The organism is Peribacillus sp. FW305-BF15 (assembly GCF_058783805.1).
Genome location: NZ_JBYSYV010000001.1, coordinates 42,128 through 65,291 on the forward strand (window position 1 = coordinate 42,128; position 23,164 = coordinate 65,291).

The 23,164-nt window shown below is 38.6% G+C and carries 19 protein-coding genes and 1 pseudogene; 14 read left to right on the plus strand and 6 right to left on the minus strand.

Annotated elements, in window-relative coordinates; genetic code table 11:
• Positions 1-931: 931 nt before the first annotated feature.
• The 3 genes from AC3WLU_RS00175 to AC3WLU_RS00185 all read left to right on the plus strand — a co-directional run bounded on the left by AC3WLU_RS00175 (position 932) and on the right by AC3WLU_RS00185 (position 4,155).
• The gene (locus tag AC3WLU_RS00175) at positions 932-2,107 is read left to right on the plus strand and encodes a trans-sulfuration enzyme family protein (protein WP_492596558.1); all 1,176 of its coding nucleotides are present in this window, start codon (positions 932-934) and stop codon (positions 2,105-2,107) included.
• A gap of 16 nt (positions 2,108-2,123) precedes the next feature.
• Positions 2,124-3,095, plus strand: coding sequence for a UV DNA damage repair endonuclease UvsE (uvsE, locus tag AC3WLU_RS00180; RefSeq protein WP_187049417.1), 972 nt, complete (start codon positions 2,124-2,126; stop codon positions 3,093-3,095).
• A 487-nt stretch (positions 3,096-3,582) separates the two neighbouring features.
• Positions 3,583-4,155, plus strand: a complete 573-nt coding sequence (locus tag AC3WLU_RS00185) for a site-specific integrase (protein WP_194719377.1) — start codon at positions 3,583-3,585, stop codon at positions 4,153-4,155.
• A gap of 574 nt (positions 4,156-4,729) precedes the next feature.
• Here the strand turns inward: AC3WLU_RS00185 and AC3WLU_RS00190 are convergent.
• Positions 4,730-5,440, minus strand: a complete 711-nt coding sequence (locus AC3WLU_RS00190; protein WP_063576190.1) for a Dph6-related ATP pyrophosphatase — start codon at positions 5,438-5,440, stop codon at positions 4,730-4,732.
• A 391-nt stretch (positions 5,441-5,831) separates the two neighbouring features.
• Between AC3WLU_RS00190 and AC3WLU_RS00195 the strand changes: the two genes are divergently transcribed.
• From AC3WLU_RS00195 to AC3WLU_RS00215, 5 genes are all read left to right on the plus strand, one after another.
• Positions 5,832-6,503 carry a GntR family transcriptional regulator gene (locus AC3WLU_RS00195; protein ID WP_106026344.1) on the plus strand — a complete coding sequence of 224 codons (672 nt, stop codon included), beginning with the start codon at positions 5,832-5,834 and terminating at the stop codon, positions 6,501-6,503.
• A 17-nt stretch (positions 6,504-6,520) separates the two neighbouring features.
• Positions 6,521-7,738, plus strand: coding sequence for an L-2-hydroxyglutarate oxidase (gene lhgO, locus AC3WLU_RS00200; RefSeq protein WP_098864534.1), 1,218 nt, complete (start codon positions 6,521-6,523; stop codon positions 7,736-7,738).
• A gap of 26 nt (positions 7,739-7,764) precedes the next feature.
• Positions 7,765-8,106 carry a DUF3870 domain-containing protein gene (locus tag AC3WLU_RS00205; RefSeq protein ID WP_034306813.1) on the plus strand — a complete coding sequence of 114 codons (342 nt, stop codon included), beginning with the start codon at positions 7,765-7,767 and terminating at the stop codon, positions 8,104-8,106.
• A gap of 328 nt (positions 8,107-8,434) precedes the next feature.
• Complete coding sequence (gene glaH, locus AC3WLU_RS00210) at positions 8,435-9,373, plus strand: glutarate dioxygenase GlaH (RefSeq protein ID WP_095392070.1); 939 nt, start codon at positions 8,435-8,437, stop codon at positions 9,371-9,373.
• Positions 9,374-9,580: 207 nt separating this feature from the next.
• Complete coding sequence (locus tag AC3WLU_RS00215; RefSeq protein ID WP_264641266.1) at positions 9,581-10,342, plus strand: uracil-DNA glycosylase family protein; 762 nt, start codon at positions 9,581-9,583, stop codon at positions 10,340-10,342.
• Between the two features lie 317 nt (positions 10,343-10,659).
• Here the strand turns inward: AC3WLU_RS00215 and AC3WLU_RS00220 are convergent.
• Positions 10,660-10,978: pseudogene (locus tag AC3WLU_RS00220) on the minus strand (transposase); the annotation flags it as partial.
• Between the two features lie 374 nt (positions 10,979-11,352).
• A complete protein-coding gene (locus AC3WLU_RS00225; RefSeq protein ID WP_492596559.1) occupies positions 11,353-12,468 on the minus strand; it encodes an NAD(P)/FAD-dependent oxidoreductase in 1,116 nt (371 codons plus the stop codon).
• 173 nt (positions 12,469-12,641) lie between these two features.
• Here AC3WLU_RS00225 and AC3WLU_RS00230 point away from each other — a divergent pair, with 173 nt between their 5' ends.
• Complete coding sequence (locus AC3WLU_RS00230; RefSeq protein WP_098864531.1) at positions 12,642-13,238, plus strand: branched-chain amino acid aminotransferase; 597 nt, start codon at positions 12,642-12,644, stop codon at positions 13,236-13,238.
• A gap of 438 nt (positions 13,239-13,676) precedes the next feature.
• A complete protein-coding gene (locus AC3WLU_RS00235; protein ID WP_413002320.1) occupies positions 13,677-14,615 on the plus strand; it encodes an MBL fold metallo-hydrolase in 939 nt (312 codons plus the stop codon).
• A 205-nt stretch (positions 14,616-14,820) separates the two neighbouring features.
• Here AC3WLU_RS00235 and AC3WLU_RS00240 read toward each other — a convergent pair whose 3' ends face one another.
• Both AC3WLU_RS00240 and AC3WLU_RS00245 read right to left on the minus strand, forming a co-directional pair.
• Positions 14,821-16,428, minus strand: a complete 1,608-nt coding sequence (locus AC3WLU_RS00240; RefSeq protein ID WP_268565949.1) for an FMN-binding glutamate synthase family protein — start codon at positions 16,426-16,428, stop codon at positions 14,821-14,823.
• 141 nt (positions 16,429-16,569) lie between these two features.
• The gene (locus AC3WLU_RS00245) at positions 16,570-17,664 is read right to left on the minus strand and encodes a CdaR family transcriptional regulator (protein ID WP_492596560.1); all 1,095 of its coding nucleotides are present in this window, start codon (positions 17,662-17,664) and stop codon (positions 16,570-16,572) included.
• 300 nt (positions 17,665-17,964) lie between these two features.
• Here AC3WLU_RS00245 and AC3WLU_RS00250 point away from each other — a divergent pair, with 300 nt between their 5' ends.
• From AC3WLU_RS00250 to AC3WLU_RS00265, 4 genes are all read left to right on the plus strand, one after another.
• The gene (locus AC3WLU_RS00250) at positions 17,965-19,110 is read left to right on the plus strand and encodes a glycerate kinase (protein ID WP_492596561.1); all 1,146 of its coding nucleotides are present in this window, start codon (positions 17,965-17,967) and stop codon (positions 19,108-19,110) included.
• Positions 19,111-19,114: 4 nt separating this feature from the next.
• Complete coding sequence (locus AC3WLU_RS00255; protein WP_063576201.1) at positions 19,115-20,461, plus strand: GntP family permease; 1,347 nt, start codon at positions 19,115-19,117, stop codon at positions 20,459-20,461.
• Between the two features lie 160 nt (positions 20,462-20,621).
• Positions 20,622-20,969, plus strand: coding sequence for a PadR family transcriptional regulator (locus tag AC3WLU_RS00260; protein WP_063576202.1), 348 nt, complete (start codon positions 20,622-20,624; stop codon positions 20,967-20,969).
• Positions 20,956-21,945: an HAAS signaling domain-containing protein gene (locus AC3WLU_RS00265; RefSeq protein ID WP_098864526.1), complete on the plus strand. Its 990-nt coding sequence runs from the start codon at positions 20,956-20,958 to the stop codon at positions 21,943-21,945. The genes AC3WLU_RS00260 and AC3WLU_RS00265 overlap by 14 nt, the downstream gene beginning before the upstream one ends.
• A 176-nt stretch (positions 21,946-22,121) precedes the next feature.
• On the opposite strand, the gene AC3WLU_RS00270 is transcribed toward AC3WLU_RS00265, so the two are convergent.
• Complete coding sequence (locus tag AC3WLU_RS00270) at positions 22,122-22,649, minus strand: DL-endopeptidase inhibitor IseA (protein WP_057277613.1); 528 nt, start codon at positions 22,647-22,649, stop codon at positions 22,122-22,124.
• Between the last annotated feature and the right edge of the window lie 515 nt (positions 22,650-23,164).

Genomic DNA, 23,164 nt, shown 5'->3' on the forward strand with positions numbered 1-23,164 from the left:
GAAGCTTTGGTTGTCAAAGGATTATGTTCTTATTAATACAAAGAGAATATGGACTCCTAATGGAAAATGCATGAATCTTGCAGCTTTTTCTTCCTTGATTTTTTAACAACCTAAAAATCGGGTAGTTTTTTCGACTTTTTCACTCGAAATCCTAAAAATTTTTTGGTGGATAGACCGATTATTATGCAATTATTGAAAAAACAGAATATGATTCAGTGATCTAAACAAGTGCGATTTCATGAAGTATTCAGTTTCTATCGCATTACTTTATGCCATATACAGTTACCTGGAGTTAAATAATAAATTTAAGAAATGGCTTGTTCCAAAAGAAACGATTCTCATTGATAAGGGGGAAATACTAAATAAGGGCGGCTTAGTATAAAGAGAGATTAGAAATAGAAACTTTAATAGCCCAGATGAGAGTTAATGGATACACGGATATAATTATAGAGCGACCAAGGGAACAAACCGGAGAAATTAGCTTTATTCCTAATGAAGATGTAAGGCCACTTCAGCCAAAAGATATTCTTTTGCATCCCACACCCACCTAGATTCGTATCCCTATAATTATAGACGGCGAAATACAAACATCTAATTAAAGTTATTTAGTAAAAGATCAGGATTGGCTTATTACACAATTAACTTCTTATATAAAGAATTGGATAAAGTGTTCTAGCAACATATAATATTCGTGCGGTTCTTGATTTAATCCTAAAAGGGAAATAGGGAATGCAATTAATGTAAAGGGGAATAATCAGGTTTACCAGAAATTAAATAGCATAAAAATGAAAGCTTTAACCACTAAATGGATATACTAACATCCGTTACTGAACTGATTCTTAAGATGAACTCGCAGGAATGAATAACTAAAATAATTATTTTAAGATATCCATTACCTTTAATCACAAACTAAGGATAAAAGGAGGAAACCATGCAGCCATCTGATAATATCTCTAGTGATCAAGAAATTTGTATGCATTTTGATACGGGATCTCAACCGTTTTTTGGGGCGATTATTCCTCCAATATTCGGGAATTCCTTATTTGTCTACCCCACACATGAAGAGTTTGTTCAAGCAGAAAAAGATCAACAAAATCATTATGTATATTCACGAGGAACCAATCCAACTGTTGAAATAGCGGAAAAAAAAATGGCCGCATTGGAGCAAGGGGAGCAGTGTAAGTGCTTTGCCTCGGGAATGGCTGCGATTGCTGCAGCAATTTTCAACAGCGTAAAAGCCGGGGAACATGTATTATGTATAAGTAACATCTACAAATCAACGATGAATCTGTTGACTTATATGGAGAAGTTTGGGGTTAACCATTCAGTTGTCTACTCGACTTTGAAGGAAGATATCGAAAAAGCCATCTTGCCCAATACAAAATTAATATTTTTGGAAAATCCAACAGATATGAACCTCCAACTTGTGGATTTAAAGTCTATTGCTGATATGGCTAAATCATGTGACATTCGCACGATTATTGATAATACAAGGGCAACTCCCCTGTTTCAAAAGCCTTTAACTCATGGGATTGATATTGTTATTCATTCCGCCTCTAAATACTTGGGAGGACACAGTGATTTGGTAGGCGGAGCATTAATTACTAGTGAGGAAATAATGAAGGATCTTTTTAATAAGGAGTATTTGTTGTTTGGTGGAACAATGGGGCCTCGAGAAGCTTCACTATTGTTGCGTGGATTGCAAACATTGCCTTTACGTATGAAAGTACATCAGGAAAACACCAAGCAAATCGCAAATTTCCTTTCATCCCATTCAGCTGTAGCAAAGGTAAATTATCCTGGACTTCGCTCGAAGCATAATTCTGAGTTAAATAATAAACAGCTAACCGGATTTTCAGGTTTAATGACCTTCGCACTTAAAAATGCAAATTATGAAACAGTTAAGGCAGTGATAAACAAAATGAGGATATTTAAAATTGGAGTGTCTTGGGGTTCTTTCGAGAGTCTTATTATGTCCCCTAATTTTGGTAACAATGCTGAAACGTTGATCAAGGATCATGTAAGCCCAGGGTTAATCCGTCTCTCTGTAGGAATGGAACCAGCAGAAGAATTAATCGCAGACCTTGAACAAGCACTGGAATTATGAGAAAGGAGCCATCACTTTGACATTAATTCGCCTTGGTTATGTAGCCATGAGTAATCATGTGCCAAACTGTTCGCCATCCCAAACGATGACTTATACTCAGTTTTCGAAGATTAAGGACAGAGATGCAGCGATAAGGAAGCTCGAACGCCTTTCAATATCCAATCTTCATAATTGCTGGCGTTTACTGATTCATAACGAAGCCAATAATATTCAGTTCTTTAGGCTTTCTTCAAAACTTATCCCTTTAGCCAATCATCCGGAAATTCCAGAATGGGATTACATAGAAGCTATTTCAGAAGAACTGGCTAAATTAAAAACATTCATAAAGAATCACCCCAAAATAAGGGTAGATTTTCATCCAGATCATTTTGTCATCTTGAATAGTTCAAATATCGATATTCTGAAGACATCCTTAAAAACATTAAGGATGCATTATACATTATTAAAAAAAATGGGAGTGGATCCCGAACATCGCTGTGTTTTACATGTTGGCGGGGGGTACGGCGAGCATGTACAGGCATTAGAGCAGTTTATCCATAATTGGGGTTTGATTCCGGAATCGATTCAAAGAATGGTCATTCTTGAGAATGATGATACTACCTTTACTTTGTCGGAAACCCTTTATTTATGTGAAAAATTGGGAATACCAATGGTTTTTGATTATCACCATCACCTCGCACATCATTTACCAAATGAAGATTGGAAAAATCATTGGGACCGAATATTGACTACCTGGAGTAATTCCAAACTACACCCTAAAATGCATATTTCAAGTCCAAGGTCCGATAAAGAATTTCGAGCACATGCTGACTTTGTGGATACTGGGATGTTCATGGAATTTTTGCAACAAATAAAGGGAAGCTTACCACATCTCGACTGCATGATTGAAGCAAAACAAAAAGATGGAGCGCTTTTCCAGCTGATGGAGGAGCTGAAAAGTCACAAAGACATAGAAATCATTGATGGTGCCAGTTTTTATATTCATTAATGGATTGGGGGATATTTGACAAAGGGAAGTAAATTGAATTCTCTTTGTTAAATTTAAAATGAAGAAATGTTTAAAACAATAGTTTACATAATTAAATTATAGTAAATTAAATGAATTGCCAAATGAATGGAAAATTGATTGGGTTATAGGGGTGTTATACATTATTTTACAAAAATATTAAAAAAGTCAAAAAAACGAGCTCCATATTTGGATTTTAAAGCTATTGTTTTAATTCATTGGAGTCATAAGTCAAGAACAGATTAAAAGCGCTCTATGAAGCTATAAGACGGCGAAAGGAGGATAGTAGATTACAAGCTCTTCCCGGGTCACTTTTGTTAGAATATTCCGAATGTAACAAAGGGCCTCTATTGATACATTCGAAATCCCGTTAAATCAAGGTTTATAAGCGTATCAAAATTTATAAAACTTGCCTTTTTTTAAGCTGTTCACGTACAATGAAAGAAGGAGAAAGGGGAATGAGCCGTTCATGCAAGCAACCTCTCAAAGAATTAAAAATGTTCAGCCGATACGCAGGTTGGATCACATAGAAAAGATGAAAAAATCACTATTAAAATATTGCAGCTACAGGGATTATATGATGTTTTCAATCGGGATAAACATCGGATTACGTATAGGGGATCTTTTACAATTGCGAGTGAAAGACATCCTTGAGGGTACGCATATAGTCATTGTGGAGCAAAAAACAGATAAAATTAAGCGGTTCCTTGTCAATCCTCAGCTTCGTAAGGAAGTTAGGAAGTATGTCCGCAAATCGAACCTGAAAAATGAACAGTATTTATTTCCAAGTCGAAAAGGTAATGGTCCAATCACCAGGGTGCAGGCCTATCGAGTTCTGAACAAAGCGGCTGAAATGGCAGACATTCCGGATGTCGGTACACATACCCTCCGAAAAACCTTCGGCTATTTGCATTACCAAAAATTCAAGGATATCGCTTTACTGCAGCAAATCCTTAATCATTCCAATCCCAAAGATACGATGATTTACATAGGACTCACACAGGATTTAATGGACGAAACATTAATGGATTTCTATTATTAATTGAACGGACGAAGACAACTCCTTATTTTTCATTCTTTTTATATGGATAACACAGTCCTTAAATAGAGAACATTATTTCGTTATATCTGAAAGGGGAGATAAAACCGGCATCATTGATGCGGAGAGATGAAAGGGGTTTCGGAGGGGGATAAGCTCCTTATACTAAGAAAATCGCCTTCACTGAGGATTTTTGAAAAATATAAGAGTTTTGTTAGGGCAACAGTTTTAAATTAACCGAATACTTTTCAAAAAAGACTAGAATATATAGTCTTTTTTTTTGAAGTCACCAGTACTGATTTTTATCGCTTAATTTCTTATTAAAATAGTAAATTAGAAATATTTTTTCTTCTAAAAGTCTGTTGTTCTCCTATTTAACAAATAATGAATCAGAAAGTTATCAGCAATGAATGATTGCTGTAAAGTTAAATTACTATAATTTTATTATGTTAACTAAAATAATCTTATCCTATTGTTAAAGGACTCCTCAGATGAACTGCACCTCAATCCTTAAAGAAAAAAACATAATTGGGGTGCAGTATAGAGTTGTTGCCAGGAATATTGATAATAAGTTCGGTTATAAGGTACTCTTATTCGTCATCTTATCTAGCTCCAAAGGTAAAAAAGCATACTCCCCGTCTTTAATAATCTCACATTTACGAACTGGAATTGGCTGTTTAAAAATAGGCCCATTTATTACTGTTGTATGAAACTCTCCACCTTCTCCGCAGGGGTCAATGCCGCGAGCTTCAAGTTCCTTCACGTATTCATGGGTTAATGTTCGTCCTAAATCATCCTCTCGCATTCCCAATGATAAATTAACGGTTACAATGATCGTAACGAATCCTAGATTCATGAACTCTTCGACAGCTTCACGATGGTTCATTTCCCATAAAGGCATTCCAAGCTTCAATCCGGCATTCTTCGTAACTTTTTCATGCCAACAACCATGGGCAGGCATATCCAGGTCTCCAGTTACCAACACTTCTGCTCCTTGATTCTTTGCATCTTCTAAAAGGCGCATAAATACCTTTTCATAATCAGTCCAACTCGCAGCCGCAGTATATACAGGCAAACCTATTGATTCAGCTTGGGCTTTTATGAGTTCCGGAGGCATTCCATGGGATCTGGAACGTTTTCCTTCCTCCTCCAACATGACAATCAGTCCTACAGCTTCTCCAACCTTCAATGCCTTATATAAGGCTAAGACACTATCCTTTCCTCCGCTAAAAGATGCTATGAATTTATGCCCGTGAGCACTATTTTTCCAATCGATTAATTCTGCCATGCAATTTTCCCCTTTATTCTAATGACTTTTACCAATTTCATATTTTGTACTTCATAACTATATTTGTTTGATTTTAACATGGTTGAAGCCTGCAGATAAGATATTAATGTATCTTGATACAAAAAGACTTGATTTGAATCGAATTTCATCCCAAAAAAACTTCTCTATACTGAACTGAACAATATAAGATGATTATTTTAAATCACTAGTGTATAGCTACATATAAATGAATGCCATAAATTATCTTTATATGAGAAAAGTAGATGTTTACCTAGTATTGTATCCAGTGTTTTTTAAATTGGATACAATTTATTTAATTTTCTGTATTGTAATCGCTTCATTAAGTTGATATAGTTAAAATTGTATCCAATATCGAAAGGTGGACGCTGGATTGGATAATGCTAATTCTAAAAGAGATAAATCTACAATCGTAAAAAATGTAACGAAAAGTCTTAGGAAGGCGATTTTGAATGGGACGTTAAAAAAGGGGGAGCGACTCATCCAAGAGGAGTGGGCAGATCGCCTGGAAGTAAGCAGAATGCCCATTCGTGAAGCCCTTACACAACTTCAAATGGAGGGGTTGGTGGAAATGGTTCCTCATAAAGGAGCAATCGTCACACCGATTACCCGGGATGATATTGAAGAAATTTATCATACCAGGTCTCTGCTTGAAGGCCTTGCTGTAGAAAAGTCGCTTCCTTATTTAACAAAGGAGGATAAAGAAAAATTAAAGGGAATTTTGATTGAAATGGAAGGGATTCAGTTATCTGATGAAACCAATGAACATTATATCCTTTTGAATGCGGCTTTTCATGAAACCCTCCGAAAAGGGTGCCCATGGCCAAGAGTTCAAAAAATGGTAGAAACGTTGGGTATCTCACCCATTGCGCCGAATTTGCTGATTGATTATTACCCAGAAACGCAACGGGAACACCGGATGATATATGAAGCGGCACTAAGAGGGGATCCTGCAGAACTAAGGGCAGCAGTAGAATTTCACATCTTACGGACTAAGAACAATTTAATTACGTATATGGAGTTGCTGAATACTAAAAATCATTAATAAAAGGAGTGTTAATTGTGTATGATTTCGCAATTGTTGGCGGGGGAATTGTAGGTTTATCGACGGGAATGGCCCTTTATCAGCGGTTTCCTAATGCTAAAGTGGTAGTCATTGAAAAAGAGGCTGTTGTTGCAGATCATCAAACGGGGCATAACAGCGGAGTCATCCATTCAGGAATTTATTATAAACCAGGCAGTTTCAAGGCACGGTTTGCCCGTCAAGGAAGCAAATCAATGACGGAATTCTGTAGGATGCATGGAATTGATCATGATATTTGCGGCAAGGTCATTGTTGCAACAAAACCAGAAGAGTTGCCCCTTCTAGATGATTTATTTTCACGCGGTTTACAAAATGAGCTAGCTATCCAAAGAATCGGTGTGGAAGAGTTAAAGGAAATTGAACCGCATGTTAATGGACTTGGAGCGATTCGCGTCCCGCAAGCTGGCATCGTCAATTATCGTCAGGTAAGTGAAAAGATGGCGGATATCATCCGAGGCAACGGCGGTGAAATCAAGCTGAATACAAAGGTGGAGAAGATTGACGAGGATTCTGATGAAGTAATCATCGCTACGAACAACGGGACAATAAAAGCAAGGATAGTCATTAATTGCGCTGGATTGCACAGTGACCGTATCGCAGCAGCCGCGGGGTATAAAACTGATATGAAAATTGTCCCGTTTCGCGGTGAATATTTTAAATTGAAGCCCGAAAAGCGCTTTCTTGTCAATCATTTAATTTATCCGGTACCTAACCCTAAGTTTCCATTTCTAGGAGTTCATTTCACACGGATGATTAGCGGCGAAGTAGATGCTGGCCCAAATGCTGTACTAAGTTTCAAACGTGAAGGTTATAAAAAAACCGATTTCAATGCGAAGGATTTAACTGAAGTTTTAAGCTATAAAGGTTTTTGGAAACTGGCCAGTAAATTCATGAAGGAAGGGATGGAAGAATATGTCCGTTCTTTTAGTAAAAAGCAATTTACGAAAAGCCTTCAGGAATTGATTCCGGAAATTCAAGAAGATGATTTAATCCCTGCACCTGCCGGAGTCCGAGCACAGGCGTTACAGGATGATGGTAATATGGTGGATGATTTTCATATTATAATGGGGAAACGGACCATTCATGTTTGTAATGCACCGTCACCTGCAGCAACAGCCTCCATTGAAATTGGAAAAGAGGTTGTTACCCGCATTCCGGAACAAACACACTTATTGGAAGCTGTATTGACAAAATAATATTGTTAAAGAGAGGAAGAGGCCTCATGTTCAATGGTAAAACAATTTTTATTGCAGGTCATGCACGTTTACCTCAAGGGATGGCGGCGAAAAGTGTCTTTGAAACATTGACCATCACTGCAGAAGTCGATGCTAAATATGGTGTTATCCTGGAGGCGTCTTGTACACTGGCAACAGAGCATGGACGGGAATTTATTGGGCGTTTATTAAAAGGTATCAGTTTAAATGATGGTGTTGATGAAGCGATAGAATCGATTACATCTTATTATCGGGGGAAAGCGGCTAATGCATTGATTGCTGCATTGAAGGACCTGGATCTCCATTTTCAGCAAATTAAAGCGGCAGAAAAAACGAAACTACCAAGTTAGTAAAATAATTTATCAGAATAATTTGTAAAAGATGTTGACAATTATATAAAAAAACGTTTTAATGTAATTAAGCCAATATTATGACATTAACACCTTTTGGAAACTACCTTTTCAGAATCGTGTAAAGATCTTAATGATTGGAAACAGGAAAAATAAATCATACATAAACTGCATATTCGCTGTGACTCTATTTGCATAGAGCAGTGAAGTGAATATAAGCCAGTTGTACAGTTGGATTCCCATTTTATTTGGGAATCATGTGCGACTGGCTTTTTATATTTCCTGTTAACTTTGTCACCTATATTACAAATAACAGGAGGAATCATTCATGAACATTGCAGAAAAAAAGAGAGCGAAGTTTGAAAGGAAAACAGAAAAATACGAGGTTAAAGTTCACCCTCAATCCAGCCGTTTATATCATATTGAAATTTCAAAAGAGGCGATTGCTGCTTTTTTAGAAACGGTATCCAAGGATAATCAGTCTGTTCAACATCTGGAATATACGCCATATGCACGACTCATCATTGCTTCATATCTTTTGGATCAAGTAGGGGAAGACTTTGGTGAATTGCTTCGTAACATCGTTCATGATCGGGAATCCGGCGGCTTCACCCTTGGCTTGGAGGGTGTCACGGAGAATACAGATGAATATGTCATTTTTGCAACGGCCATTTCATACTTGCTGGGAACTCCAAACCATGATTCCATGTCAGGGAAATATTATGCCCGCTTCAGTGTTCAAGACACGGATAGCAGTGATTCATATTTACGTCAGGCTTATCGTTTATTTACACTTCATACAGATGGCACCTTTGTAGATGAACCAACGGATTGGTTACTAATGATGAAGATGATCGAACAAAATGCACGCGGTGGCGAATCACGTTTATTGCATTTAGACGATTGGAAAGAGCTTGATATGTATGTGAATCATCCATTATCCAGCCACAAATTCACGTATAAAGCTCCAAAAAGCAAGAACGTTGACCAGGAAATTGAAAGATTGACCTTCTTCAATCATAATAACAAACCTGGTGTATGTTTTATCGATCAATTTGTTTATCCTGAATCAATCGAACAAGCCAAATACTTGCGCGATTTATCCAATTCATTAGAAAGTGATGAAAGTGTACTCGAACTTGAACTGCCTGTTGGAGATTTAGTTGTTGTCAACAACATATTCTGGCTTCACGGCCGCGCTGCATTTGAAAAGGATCCGAACCTGAATCGTGAATTACTTCGCCAACGCGGAAGATTCAATCAATAGTTTCAATTTGTAAACCCAAACATTTTTTTCATCCCCAAATACCATTTTCAAGATAAATTCTTTTCAATCCAAGGGTTGGAAAGCAATTTATCTTTTTTTTGAGAGGTTTCCAACAAGGTTCATAATGCCCCTATGTCGGTGGCAAATCTGAATTTCTGATATACTATATTGGCCAAAATAAATAAAGGGAAGAAGGGGTAGTAATTTATGGGGATCGCTAATTTTTCTAAGTTTACACAATTTAAAGACTTAATTAAAGCTTTACCTGCTGTCTATACAGATGAAATGATAAAGAGTGAGCAATTTTTGCTTGAAAGAGAAGAAAAGAAAAAACTCGAAATATATTATGCTCCTTTCGAATATATAAATGAACGGGCCAAAGTGGTGATTGTCGGAATCACTCCTGGTTTACATCAAATGAAAAAATCTTATTCTACCGTAATTAATGCAAGAGGGCACCTGCATGGTGACGAAGAGATCCTGCACGAAGTAAAAAAAAATTCCAGTTTTGAAGGAACGATGAGAAAAAATTTAGTTAAAATGTTGGATGAGCTTGGATTACACACATACTTAAACATTTCGTCCACACTGGATCTTTTTGACGAAGCGAGTCACCTCGTTCATACTACCTCAGTTTTAACCTACCCAGTTTTTTATAACGGAAAAAACTATAGTGGAACAACTCCGAACATTTTAAAGACCGAGTTGCTTAAAAAAAATATAATGGAAGGCTTTGCTACCGAAATAGGTACCATTGATCGTCCGCTTATTATTCCTTTAGGCGTTAATGTTACCAAGGTCTTAAACTATTTAGCGGGTCAAGATTATTTGGATGCCAATAACATACTTCTAGGATTTCCTCATCCATCTGGAGGAAATGGTCATCGTCATAAGCAATTTGCAGCAAATAAAGAGCAAATGAAAATGATGTTACAGCACTATTTTTCAAAGGAAATGACCGTGGGTTAAAAAGGAGTGCTGTGCTCATTGAAGCTTTTGTAGGTATGAAAGGATGGGGAACAGTTGATTATTGAATTCTATAATTCATCTATTTGTGTTAAAAGTAAAATTAACTATTTACTACTGATATTATGGTGATTATAATAGGAACGAATGTTCTTAATTATAGGAGGCATTAACATGGATGAATTAGAGGAATTTTTAAAAACACTCACTATTGAAGAGTTAAAAGTTATTTATGAAGAAGTAAGTGAACCTGATATTAATAAATAGATGAAATAAATTGAAATGGAAGATTCTTTTTTTTTCATTTCAAAGAACAGCATGTTTTTTCCTGAACGTGGAGTAGGAGGTACTTTATCATGAAAATCATAGCCTAAGAACCAACGGTAAGCCTTATTTGTTTCCGCTTCTTCAATCGTTTTACGCATGGAACGAATACCAAAGGTATATTGGCTAAAATAACTGGATCAATACTTGGGCGTCCTAACTCTGAATACATATCTTTCACCAAGTCATAAATGAAAGTGAAGTCAATGGCAGCCTCCATTTACGAACCAAATGGTTCGGTGGCACCAGTTGAACTAAATCTAAAGTAATCATTTCAAGTTGATCTCGCTGAATAGAATCATGTTTAGAAAGAATCTTCATCACCTCATGTTTTAATACTTCTATTTTAAAATGACCCTAGGCAGAAGTGTTCTATCTAAGAGTTCAAGCAAAGTTGATTGGAACAGGTGTTCGAGACTCCTACTTAGAAAAGCGCGTCTAAGGGAGACCCCGCAGGCGAAAGCCGAGGGCCGACCTCCCGCGGAAAGCGATGCCCTACGTTCCAATCAACGTCCCAATTGGACAAGCCATAAAAATAGACAAACTCGATTTTCCTCGAGTTTGTCTACAGTCTGAATCAAGGACCCATTAAAGGTCCTTGATTTTTTTTGAAAAGGACCATTTGAAAAAAACGGAACTGATCATTTTTTGATCAGTCGAGTTCATACAGCAAGTTAAATAAAGGGAAGTTAAATTAGCGCACCTCTTACATCATAATTATCGATTTCGATTTCAATTTCTCTGTCAAGTGCGAGGTTTGCCAATAGTGAGCCTATATATGGGCCCATAGTTAAACCTGAAGCTCCAAGACCATTGGCTACGATTATGCCTCCCCAGCCAGGTAAAGGTCCCATGACGGGAAGGAATCCCGGCGTGAATGGACGGAATCCGACCCTCGCTTCAACAAACGTGCTATCTGTCAAACCGGGGGCGGTTTGCAAGGCTTTGTTGAAAACCTCCTGCAGCCCTCCTGCGGTCATTCGGTTATCGAAAACTTCCGTATTTTCATGAGTCGCCCCCGCAACGATGTTATTATGATCAAAAGCCAAAAGATATTGATCACTCGGAGGCATGACTACAGGCCAGTTATTTGTATTTTCATTTGCCATTTCCAGATGAATGATTTGAGCCTTTTGGAAAGTGACTTGAAAATTCACGCCCAGTGGTTTCAGTAATTCCGGTGCCCAAGCGCCAGCACAAACAATTACTTTATCAGCAGGAATGAATTCATCTCTAAGTGTTACACCTGACACTTGATTACCGTTATATGTAAGTTTAGCTTCGCCATACATAAGTTTTGCACCGTATTTTTGTGAAGCCCTCAATAAGGAATCACGTAGTGCGCGTCCATTGACCCGCGCTGCACCACTCACATGAACGGCTGCATATTCTCTGGAAAGAGGCGGGAATAAGGCACGTGTTTCCTCTGCGGAAAGTAAGGTGATCGCCCCCATCTCCGGTGCTTCTTCTTGCCGTTTTGCCGCCCGGTTCTTCATGGCATTCAATTTAGCTTCATCTGTATGCAGACTTATGGCACCGACCTGGGCATACCCAGTCTCGGTTTCACCGTCCCGTTCTAGTTCTTCAATTAAGCCCGGGTAAAAGGCCGCACCATTTTTGGCAAGAAGATACCAAGCTTGGTTGCGCCTTTGCGATATCCACGGGCAAACGATTCCTGCAGCTGCAGATGTTGCCTGACCGGCATCTTGGCGGTCAATAATGATCACTTCAACCTGATTTTTAGCCAATTGATAGGCAGTGGAAGCTCCCAAAATTCCTGCACCAACTACAATGATTTTTTGCATGATTCAACATCTCATTTCTTTCATATGTATAAACGCTTACCACTACTATATCGGAGACCAGAAATGATTTCCACATTTGATATTGTAATTTCTTTCACAAAGTTATTTTATCTATACTGAATATGCTATGATTGAAATTGTGAAAGCTTGAAAAGACACTAGGAGGACATATCATGCTAAAAAAACAAATGGAATCATACATATCAGAATCCGTAATCGAAAACAAGATTGAGTTATTTAAAGAAGAAAAGGATTATGTTGAAAAGCATAAATTACTCGCCGAGGATATCATCATAGTGGAAAAAGAGAATGCATCGCGTTTTACGGATGCTTATATAGAGCGCAGTAATAAAGAGAGCGAAGAATTAATCTCTGAAGAGAACTCTGCATTTTTATCACAACCGATTGAGTATTTGAAAAAAAACAAAGATGAATTCCTTTACTTTGAATCACGATGGTTCGAATTAATCGGCGTTGAGGCACTTTCGTTAGAAGTCGATGATGTTTTCGGTACATATAACGCGATGTTCGGATTGAAATTCCAGAAAAAAATGGGAGAAGTTTTAAAAACGTATTTAACCAAGGAACTTCAAGCAGAAAAAATTGGTTCGTTCAGTTTAATGTTTAACCAGGGCGACGGGCTATGGGATGTGAATTTAGCCTTGGATAACATTAAAGGGTTTCAAGAAGACATGTCATTGGAAGAAGCTTTTCATTTAATTTATCATTTTCTTTTCAACCTTGTTCAAACGATCGAGGAAGATATGTAAAACGAAGTGCCGTAAAAGGTAAGACAAAGTTGATTGGAGCGGGAGTACGAGACTCCTGCTTAGAAAAGCGCGTCTAGGGGAGACCTCGCAGGCGAAAGCCGAGGGCCGACCGCCCGCCGAAAGCGAGTGCCCTACGTTCCAATCAACGTCCAAATTGTAAAGCCATAAAAATAGACAAACTCGGTTTTCATCGAGTTTGTCTACAGTTTGCCGCCATTAATTTTAATGGCGTTTTTTTAATTTTCATGAATTAACCATTGCGCCCAGGCTATGGCTTCTAGATTTTAATCGATTGGCTCTGGATATGATTAAAGGAAACTGAGAAAATTCGTCGAATTGATTAATGATATACGTTATTTAATAAACTTAAATGTTTTGTTTTTAGCAATTTCGATTTTTTTCATGTAAATGTAGTTACATCGGAAGGGGAAGTTATACTTGCTGAATGAATTGAAAGTTACTCAAATTACGATTCCATTGCCTTTTAGATTGGACCATGTCCATTGTTACTTGGCGGAAGGTGAAAAAGGATGGACTATCATTGATGCGGGATTAAATAACAAAACGACCAGGGATTTATGGAACCCAATTATCGAAAAACACGATATTGCCGATATTATCATCACACATTATCACCCAGATCATTTCGGGTATGCAGGGACATTACAACAATTGACCAGTGCGGATGTATGGATGACAGAAGTGGATGAGCATGCGGGAACTACGTATTGGGAAGCCGATTCGTTGAATCTGCTTAAAGATAATTACAATGCGTGTGGTATGGAAGAAGATGTCGCCGCGGCCTTATCCAGTGACGAAAGCGGATTCATGCCCCAAGTAAAACCCTATCCTGCCGTAAATCATCATCTTGAAGAAGGAATGAAGCTGCATTTTGGCAAATATGAGTATGAAGTGCTTTTCACTCCGGGACATTCGGACGGCCTGATTTCCTTATATAATAAGGAAAATAGTGTCCTTTTCTCGACAGATCATATATTGCCCAAGATATCTCCAAATATATCTTATTGGTTTAAAGGTTTCAGCAACCCATTGGAAGAGTTTTTTAATTCTTTGAAAAAAATACAAAAGCTTGACGTTGAATATGTCATCCCTTCTCATGGGAAACCGTTTCAATATGCCAATAAAAGAATTGTTGAATTGTTGGATCACCACCAGGACCGGTTGCATGTAATTCATGAAAACATGAAAGAGCCGATTTCTGTAAAAAGTGCTTGCCAGATCTTATTTGGAAATCTGTCCATTCACGAAACCAGATTTGCTGTAGGTGAAACATTGGCACACCTAGAATACCTTCTTTTGAATGACCAATGCAGAAAGTTTAAACGTGATGGCAAATGGTATTATCAATCCATCTGAAATTTTTTCCAAACTATAGTAAAGTCATCTAAACCGCTAATTACTCCATCTTATGTTTATTATCGCTATGGAAAGCTGGCGGGTAAGGGAAGAGCGGAGACAGGTGATACTCGAATACATACCTGATACAATTGGCCTATAACGGATTCATTCATTGATCGAAAAAGAAAAAACCATCGCCCATCATACTTGGGCGGTGGTCTTTTCATTGCCTGGACCCTATTTGTCCATTAACTTCTTTCATAATATCTTCAAGAGATATGACAATTCCTTTATCGTCCTTATAGCTAATGTGCTTAGGCTGAAAATGGAGAGGCGATTCTAAACCAGCTGCGGCTGAGATCCGAAATAATCCTTTTCTAAGGGTTACAAGAAAGTTAACCACACGGTATTTCTTTTCATCGATGACAAGTGCTTTTTGCAATTCCGGATCAGTGGTGGCTACCCCGACAGGACAAGCATTGGAATGGCATTTCATCGTCTGTATACATCCTATCGCAATCATGAAACCCCGGGCTATGTTAACAAGATCTGCTCCCATGGCTAGAGCGATCGCAATTCTATCAGGCGTGAACAATTTACCGGAGGCGATGATTTTGACCCTATCACGGACTCCGTATTTTTCCAATGTCGATACTAAAATCGGTAAAGCGGATTTTATCGGCAATCCTACGCTATCGATCAACTCCTGATAAGAAGCACCGGTTCCTCCTTCTCCGCCATCCAATGTAATGAAATCCGGACCTTTCCCGGTTTCTTTCATGTAGCTAGCAAGCTCTTCAACACTGTCAGTTCCGCCGATTACCATTTTGATGCCGACCGGGATTCCTGTATGGTCCCTGATTTTTTCGATAAAATCGCACATGGATTTTACGTCATCGTATTGGTGAAACCGATTCGGACTATCAATTGCCTTGTACGGAACGACCTTACGGATTTCAGCGATTTCCGGATTCACTTTTTCAGCATCGATATGCCCTCCGCGAGTTTTGGCGCCTTGGGCCAATTTGATTTCAAATGCTTTGATTTCGGGTATTTCACTTTTTCTCTTTAATTCATCCCAATCCATTTCGCCGGTACTATCCCGAACCCCAAACATGGCTGGACCAATTTGCATGATGATATCGACGCCGCCGATTAAATGGTAAGGAGATAGTCCGCCTTCACCTGTATTCATCCAGGTGCCTTTTGCTGCAGCCAATCCCTCAGAAAGCGCAGTGATTGCGTTCTTACCCAAAGAGCCATAACTCATGGCGGACATTCCGATAAGACCTTTTAGCCGAAAGGGATTCTTAGTGTTTGGGCCGATGATTACGGCATCCTCATCATCCAATAAGAATGCAGAGGAAGCTTCATCTTCCCATTTTTCTTCTCGTTGTGAGAAAAGCGGGTCTTTCAATAGAATGTATCTTTTTGTCGTCACTTTGGTTTCACGATCATATTTTTCTTCTTCGGCCAATTTTGGAAACATGCTATTTTTAACAAAGAAGCCTTCCTCATCAAAATCCCGCTTTGAACCAAAACCTATGACATCCCGTAAATATTTTGAACTTTTCACCATATGTTCATAGTCATCGCGGGAAAAGGGTTTTCCTTCGTTATCACTGTTAAACCAATATTGCCGCATCTCAGGTCCGATTTTTTCCAGAAAGTATCGTATTCTCCCAAGCACGGGGTAATTTCTTAAAATTGCATGGTGCTTCTGCATGCGATCAAAGAAAATCATATAAATTAATAGTAAAACCAAAATGATGATAATGATGAAAATAACGGTAAATCCAAGGATAATTAATACATTTGCGATGCCACTCATTCAATCCCTCCTGATATGCAAAAAAATCATGTATTTTTAATCTACTCGGTAATTCGATCAATTATACAAAATTCCAATGCAAGCTTTTATAGGATTGAACGAAAAAAAATTAAATGGGCATTATCGTTCTCACAATATCTTTCAACTTCTCCTTTTCGATTGGCTTACCCAAATGGCTAACTGCAAAGTTATGGCATCATGCAGCACTTGTGGATTATATCCGGTAATTTCCTTGATTTTTTTTAATCGGTATATAAGGGAATTACGATGGATATACATTCTTTTGGCACATTCCCCGATATTTAAGTTACTAAGGAAAAATTGATGCAGTGTCTCAATCAACTTCTCAGATAAGTTGCCTAGAATTCTTTCCTGAAATTGCTGTTTCGTCCGCTCATCTATCCTTTCCAACAGAGCTTTTGTTTCCACATCAGTATATCTAGATAAAGCTTGTTTTGCTTCACCTAGTAAAAGTGCTGTTTCAGCTTCGCGGAAAGAGTGGACGATGGATGATTCCTTATCCACGATAGAGCCCAAACCGATTCGTATAACGAAGTCTTTTGCTTTTAATTGTTTGATGGCTGAATCCAGTCTTTTCTCAATGTTATTTCCGCTAAGCGCCGTAGTGAGAATGAAAACCCGATTCACACTCAGGAACCCAACAAGGGCATACTGGGAACTAAAAACAGATTCAGTCATCTGAATCAGCTCATTCTTATTTAACGGATTTAATTTCATTTCCATTACCCCCACTTGATAGGGAGGTTCTAATTTCATTCCAATCAGTTCAAGTCTCTGATCAATCGAATGCTGATTGATATCTTCCTTTAATAAGTCTTCAAATACCAATTCTTTCAAGTGTTGTTTCCATTCGAGTTGTTCCGCCATAAAAGCTTGATGAAGCATCATTTCCGTTATCATTTTCACCAATTCGCCGAATTCCAAAAGTTCAGTCGGATCTCCGGTGATCCCGATGACACCTATAATTCCATTTTGAAAATTAATCGGCAAATTAATTCCAGGAAGGACACCTACCCATTGATGACAATCCTTTTCGGGAATGATTAACGGCTTTCCCGTTTTCAGTACTTCCCATGCTCCTAAATGCAATTGGTCGATGCGTTCATGATTTCCGGAAGCGATGATGATTCCTTTATCATCCATAATATTAATGTTTCTGTTAAGTCTATTGGTGGTTTGTTTGACAATTTCCATTGCAATTTCTTGGGTCAGCATTCAAGTCATCCTTCTAGAGTTTTTTTATTTGCTAACAGAATGGTGATCATATTTTATGCAAACAAGCTATGATTTTTCATGTAAAGGGGGATCGTCGATAGTTTAAGCCTTTAGCTATCTTATATTTTATGAAAATAGGAAAATAACAGAAAACTTTTCAGACAGATTATTTTTTCTGTATAGTATAACCAAAAAAATCCAATATGTCATACTTATTTTCGTTTAGAATGAACGATGATTAAAATATTTCCGAAGATTATAATTAATTGATATAAAAATATATTCAAAGGGGAACTGAGCATGAAAATTGTTATTGCACCAGATTCCTATAAAGGAAGTTTATCAGCAACAGAAGCTTCAAAGGCTATTGAGAGAGGAGTCAGGAAGGCACTGCCGGATGCGGAGACAGTACTGGTTCCTGCGGCGGATGGCGGGGAAGGCACGATGGATAGTCTTGTAGCAGCTACAAATGGTCGAAAAGTTGAAGTGACCGTTAAAGGACCTTTACTTGAAGATGTTCAGGCAGCATATGCAATCTTGGGCGATCAAAAAACTTGTGTGATTGAAATGGCTAGTGCATCTGGTCTTTGCCTTGTCGATCCAGCTGAGTTGAACCCATTGATCACTACTTCATACGGGACAGGGGAGCTTATTCAAAAGGCATTGAATGATGGCTGTCGAAAGTTCATTTTAGCGATTGGCGGAAGCGCTACCAATGATGGCGGTGTCGGTATGCTCCAGGCTTTGGGAATGAAGGTGTTTGATGAAGAAGGCAAAACTCTGGGATACGGAGGTGCCGAATTATCACGGATATCAAGCATTAATACGGAAGATTTTGATTCCAGAATAGCGGATTCTGAATTTTTGATTGCCTCGGATGTCCAAAATCCGTTAGTCGGTCCTGATGGGGCATCAAGGGTATTCGGACCTCAAAAAGGGGCGACTTCTGACATGGTTGAAATGCTTGATAAAGCTTTATCATCATGGGCTGATTTGGTGGAAATCAAAACAGGCATACACTTGCATGATAAAGCAGGTGCTGGTGCTGCAGGAGGAATTGGAGGTGCATTTCAAGCCTTTTTCCGTGCAGAAACTAAAAGGGGCATCGATATTGTCATGGAGTATACGAAACTGGGTGAAAAATTGTCCGGTGCCGATTGTGTCTTTACCGGTGAGGGCCAAATCGATTACCAGACTGCTTCAGGCAAAACACCCATGGGAGTTGCACAAGAAGCCAAAAAGCATGATATTCCGGTATTTGTTTTGGCTGGATCGATCGGAACAGGTATTGAAGTTTTATATGACCACGGAATAACGAGTGTTCATAGTTTGGTGAACGCTCCCATGCCTTTAAAGGAAGCAATGGAAAGAGGAGCTGAATTGTTGGAAGTTTCAGCCGAACAAGTAATGCGGGCTTTTTTGGCAGCGATCAAAAATAGGGGGTAATCTTATGTTATTTATTGTTTTGGCCATCGGCGTGTTCTTAATTGTTTTTTCGACAACTAAATTCAAGCTGCATCCGTTCTTATCGCTTCTATTAGGCACTTTATTTGTGGGTTTTGCTTCTGGAATGCCTCTGGATCAGATTGTTGAGAATATCAACGGCGGTTTTGGCGGATTGATGACAAGCATTGGACTTGTAATCGTTTTCGGTACAATAATCGGGACCATTTTGGAAAAGGCCGGTGCCGCATTAAGAATGGCCGAAGTTGTATTGAGGATTGTCGGCCCTAAAAGACCGCAGCTTGCCATGAGTATGATTGGCTTTATCGTATCCATACCCGTTTTTTGCGATTCAGGTTTCGTTATTTTATCGAGCTTAAGAAAAGCGTTGGCAAGACGCGCAAAAGTAGCAGTTGCTTCCATGTCAGTTGCACTTGCAACTGGTTTGTATGCAACACATACACTTGTACCTCCAACTCCAGGGCCAATTGCGGCAGCCGGAAATATCGGAGCGGACGGATACTTGGGGACTGTCATTTTGATAGGTCTTATTACGGCCATACCAGCTGCACTTGCTGGTTATATATGGTCAATGAAAGTAGCGACCAAGATAGAAGTTGAAGATGACCGAAGTGACCTGGATTACGATTATGATGAAATTGTCCGTTCATTCGGCAAGATGCCTTCTGCCTTACAATCATTTTTACCGATCGTTTTACCGATTGTCCTGATTGGAGCCAGTTCTGTATTAACGCTCTTTGGAACGGAAGGGGGGATTGCCGCATTTTTCGTATTCTTGGGCCAGCCGGTCATCGCATTGCTCGTAGGAGTAATTTCCGCTTTGACATTGCTGCCTAAGTATGATGAAGAAACATTAACAAACTGGATAGGAGCCGCCTTATTGGATGCTGCGCCAATTTTATTGATCACCGGGGCGGGCGGAGCATTTGGTACCGTCATTAAAAATACGGGGATTGCAGACATCATCCAAAGTTGGGATATGGGCAGCATCTTTAGCGGTTCCTTGTTCCTGTTGGTCCCGTTCCTAATTGCTGCTGGGTTGAAAACGGCTCAGGGTTCTTCGACAGCATCACTGGTCATCACTTCATCTTTGATTGCCCCCATGCTTCCAACGTTGGGTATTGAAGGGGCTGTTCCTCTTGCATTGGTAGTCATGGCTGTTGGAGCAGGTGCGATGACAGTAAGTCATGTAAATGATAGCTTCTTCTGGGTGGTCACCCAATTTAGCGGGATGAAAGTGACGGATGCCTATAAAGCTCAAACAATGGCAACCTTAATACAAGGAGTGGTCACGATTATCACGACGATGATATTGTGGGTCATTCTTGTGTAATATGAATATTGGAAAAACGGAGAGGCGTGACCCGCTTCTCTTTTTTATGCTTTAAATAAAATATATTTTCATTTTTATGGTGTTGTAAGAACTAAAATAGTGTATGATGCATAGTATAAGGTATGGTGTACGTCACATAGTATAGAGAAGGGGTGATTGGATGAGCACTTTACTGAATTCATTAACCACTGAGCTGCGCAGAGGCACTTTGACGTTAGCTGTCTTAAGTCAGCTCAAAACTCCGCAGTATGGGTACTCGCTTGTCCAGCGTTTAGAGAAGTCTGGAATTACCATTGATCAAAGTACTTTATATCCTTTGCTTCGCCGCCTGGAAAAACAAGAATTGGTGACCAGCAGCTGGGATACTTCTGAAAGTAGACCGCGCAAGTACTATTCTTTAAGTGATTATGGGGGAGAAATCTTCACGCAGTTAAAGGAAGAATGGGAAAAAACTTCTCAAGAGCTTTATATATTATTAAAAGGAGAGGGAGAACATGGAGCTGATTGAACTTTATATTCAGGAAGTGACCCGAAGGCTGCCAGAAAAAAACCGGGCGGATATTGCGCTTGAGCTTCAATCCACAATCGAAGATATGCTTCCGGATGATCATACGGAGCAAGACGTGAAAGCGGTACTTTTAAAATTAGGAGATCCGGTTACACTGGCAAGTGGTTATCGTGATCGGCCAATGCATCTGATCGGACCTCGTTATTATGATGTTTATATCAGTCTGTTGAAGATGATTTTACCAATCGCTGCAGTCATTTCATTGATCGCATTAGTAGGGGACAATCCGTTTCGGGATACGGGGAATACGGTTATGGAAGCAATTTTAAAAATAATCGGGAAAGGAATTTCAAGTATCATCAGTACAGGTATCCAAGTGTTTTTCTGGTTAACGCTTTCATTTGCCATTTTAGAACGCTTGGACACTTCAAAAGACCAGTCGCCCGTAACAAAAGACTTGAAACCATGGACACCGGAAAACTTAAAAGATATTCCGAACATTTCAAAGATAAAAGCGGTCCCTATGATCGAGGTTTTTGCAAGTTTGTTAGGCCTTTCCGTATTCGCAGCCCTTTATTTCAATGCAGCAAACCTGTTAGGCGTCTATGAAAAAAGAAATGGCAGTCTCATTTTCGTGACACCTTCTTTTAATCAAGATGTATTGAATTCCTATTGGCTGCTGGTATCTTGCGTCATTATCATTGGGGTGCTCTTAGCGATATATAAATTATTTTTAGGTCGATGGACCCTGAAATTAGCTTTTTTTCATGCCATATACCAGCTGTTGTACACTCTGGCCTTCATCATCATCATTAGTAATCCTGATTTATTGAACCCGGAATTCCTTGCATACCAAAGAACACTATTCTCAATCGATGAATGGAAAAGCTCGATATACTGGGGTCTCATACTCCTCTCCATCATTTTTGCCGCCTACGATACCTATCAAGGCTTCCGAAAGGCAAAAATCCGTTAAGGCACAGCATCTTAGCTGTGTTTTTTTTTTGAATGTTTTGTGAAGTGAAAGGTGAGCTGATACAAGCCAGAAAGATTATTTCTCAAGATATAATGGTCAACAAAAAAACACCTCATATGTCATATAGTTTTTAACTAACTATACAGCATATGAGGCGTTACATTTAAACCAATGTTTTATTGAACTGCATCGAACTGATTGACTTTCCAAGTAGATCCGGACTTATAAAAGGTCACCGTTCTTTTTACTGACTCACCGTCGACTGTAGGTACTGTTAAATTGTATGACCTAACGTTTTGTTTTTGATAGACTAATTTAATTTTTGCTTTTTTCCACTCTAACATGCTAAAGCCGTCTCCGACTGGACGGGCTAATTTCCCTTTATGGGTAATGTAATTATATTTAGTCAGCCCTTTTTCAACTGCATTATTAGTAAATGTCTCTGCTAAGTAGGCAGTCAATTTATCTTTTGTATTAAACTCTTGGCAAAGGTATGAATACTCTGTCCCTTTATAATTGAAAGTTTTTTGCGAACATGAACGGGTTTTGTATCCATATAAAGCATTCCAAAAATGTTTGCTGGCATTATCGGCTATCTTTAATGCATTTGCGTCAGACAATGATGTCGTTTTTGCGGTAACCGGACCACTTAATGTGAAAAATAAAATGATAATGGATAATAACATACCTAAAAGTTTTTTCATATCATATCTCCCCAATCCCTAATAGGATACTTATGTAACGAAGGTTTAATAAATATTACAATTGTTACATTTATATTACAACATGTTTGGCATAAGTAAAAGAGAAAACTTGTAAATTTTTAAATAAATTTTAGGTTTTATTACATATTCATAATTTGTTCACTATATTCTTTTTGAAAGGGCGTTCACAGATTTGCAATAGAATGAGGTTACATACTTCCTATTCCACCAACTGACCTATTTAAAACCAAGAAGTGAATACTTTCAACGGACAAGTTCATTCATTATATTTTCATTAATAACAAGATATGTTCAAATAACCCGAATTACCCGGGCAGAGCCCGAAAAAAATAAAATATAATGGTTTGACAAACTTTCTAATTCTACCGTATTATAAATTATATACTTGAATACATTCTCCAAAGGGGAGTAGCTTTTACAACAATGTCGTCATTACGGAGCTCTTTGCTCTCGGTGTTGTTGGCAGCATATTGTTGTTAGCCAGACCTTACCTA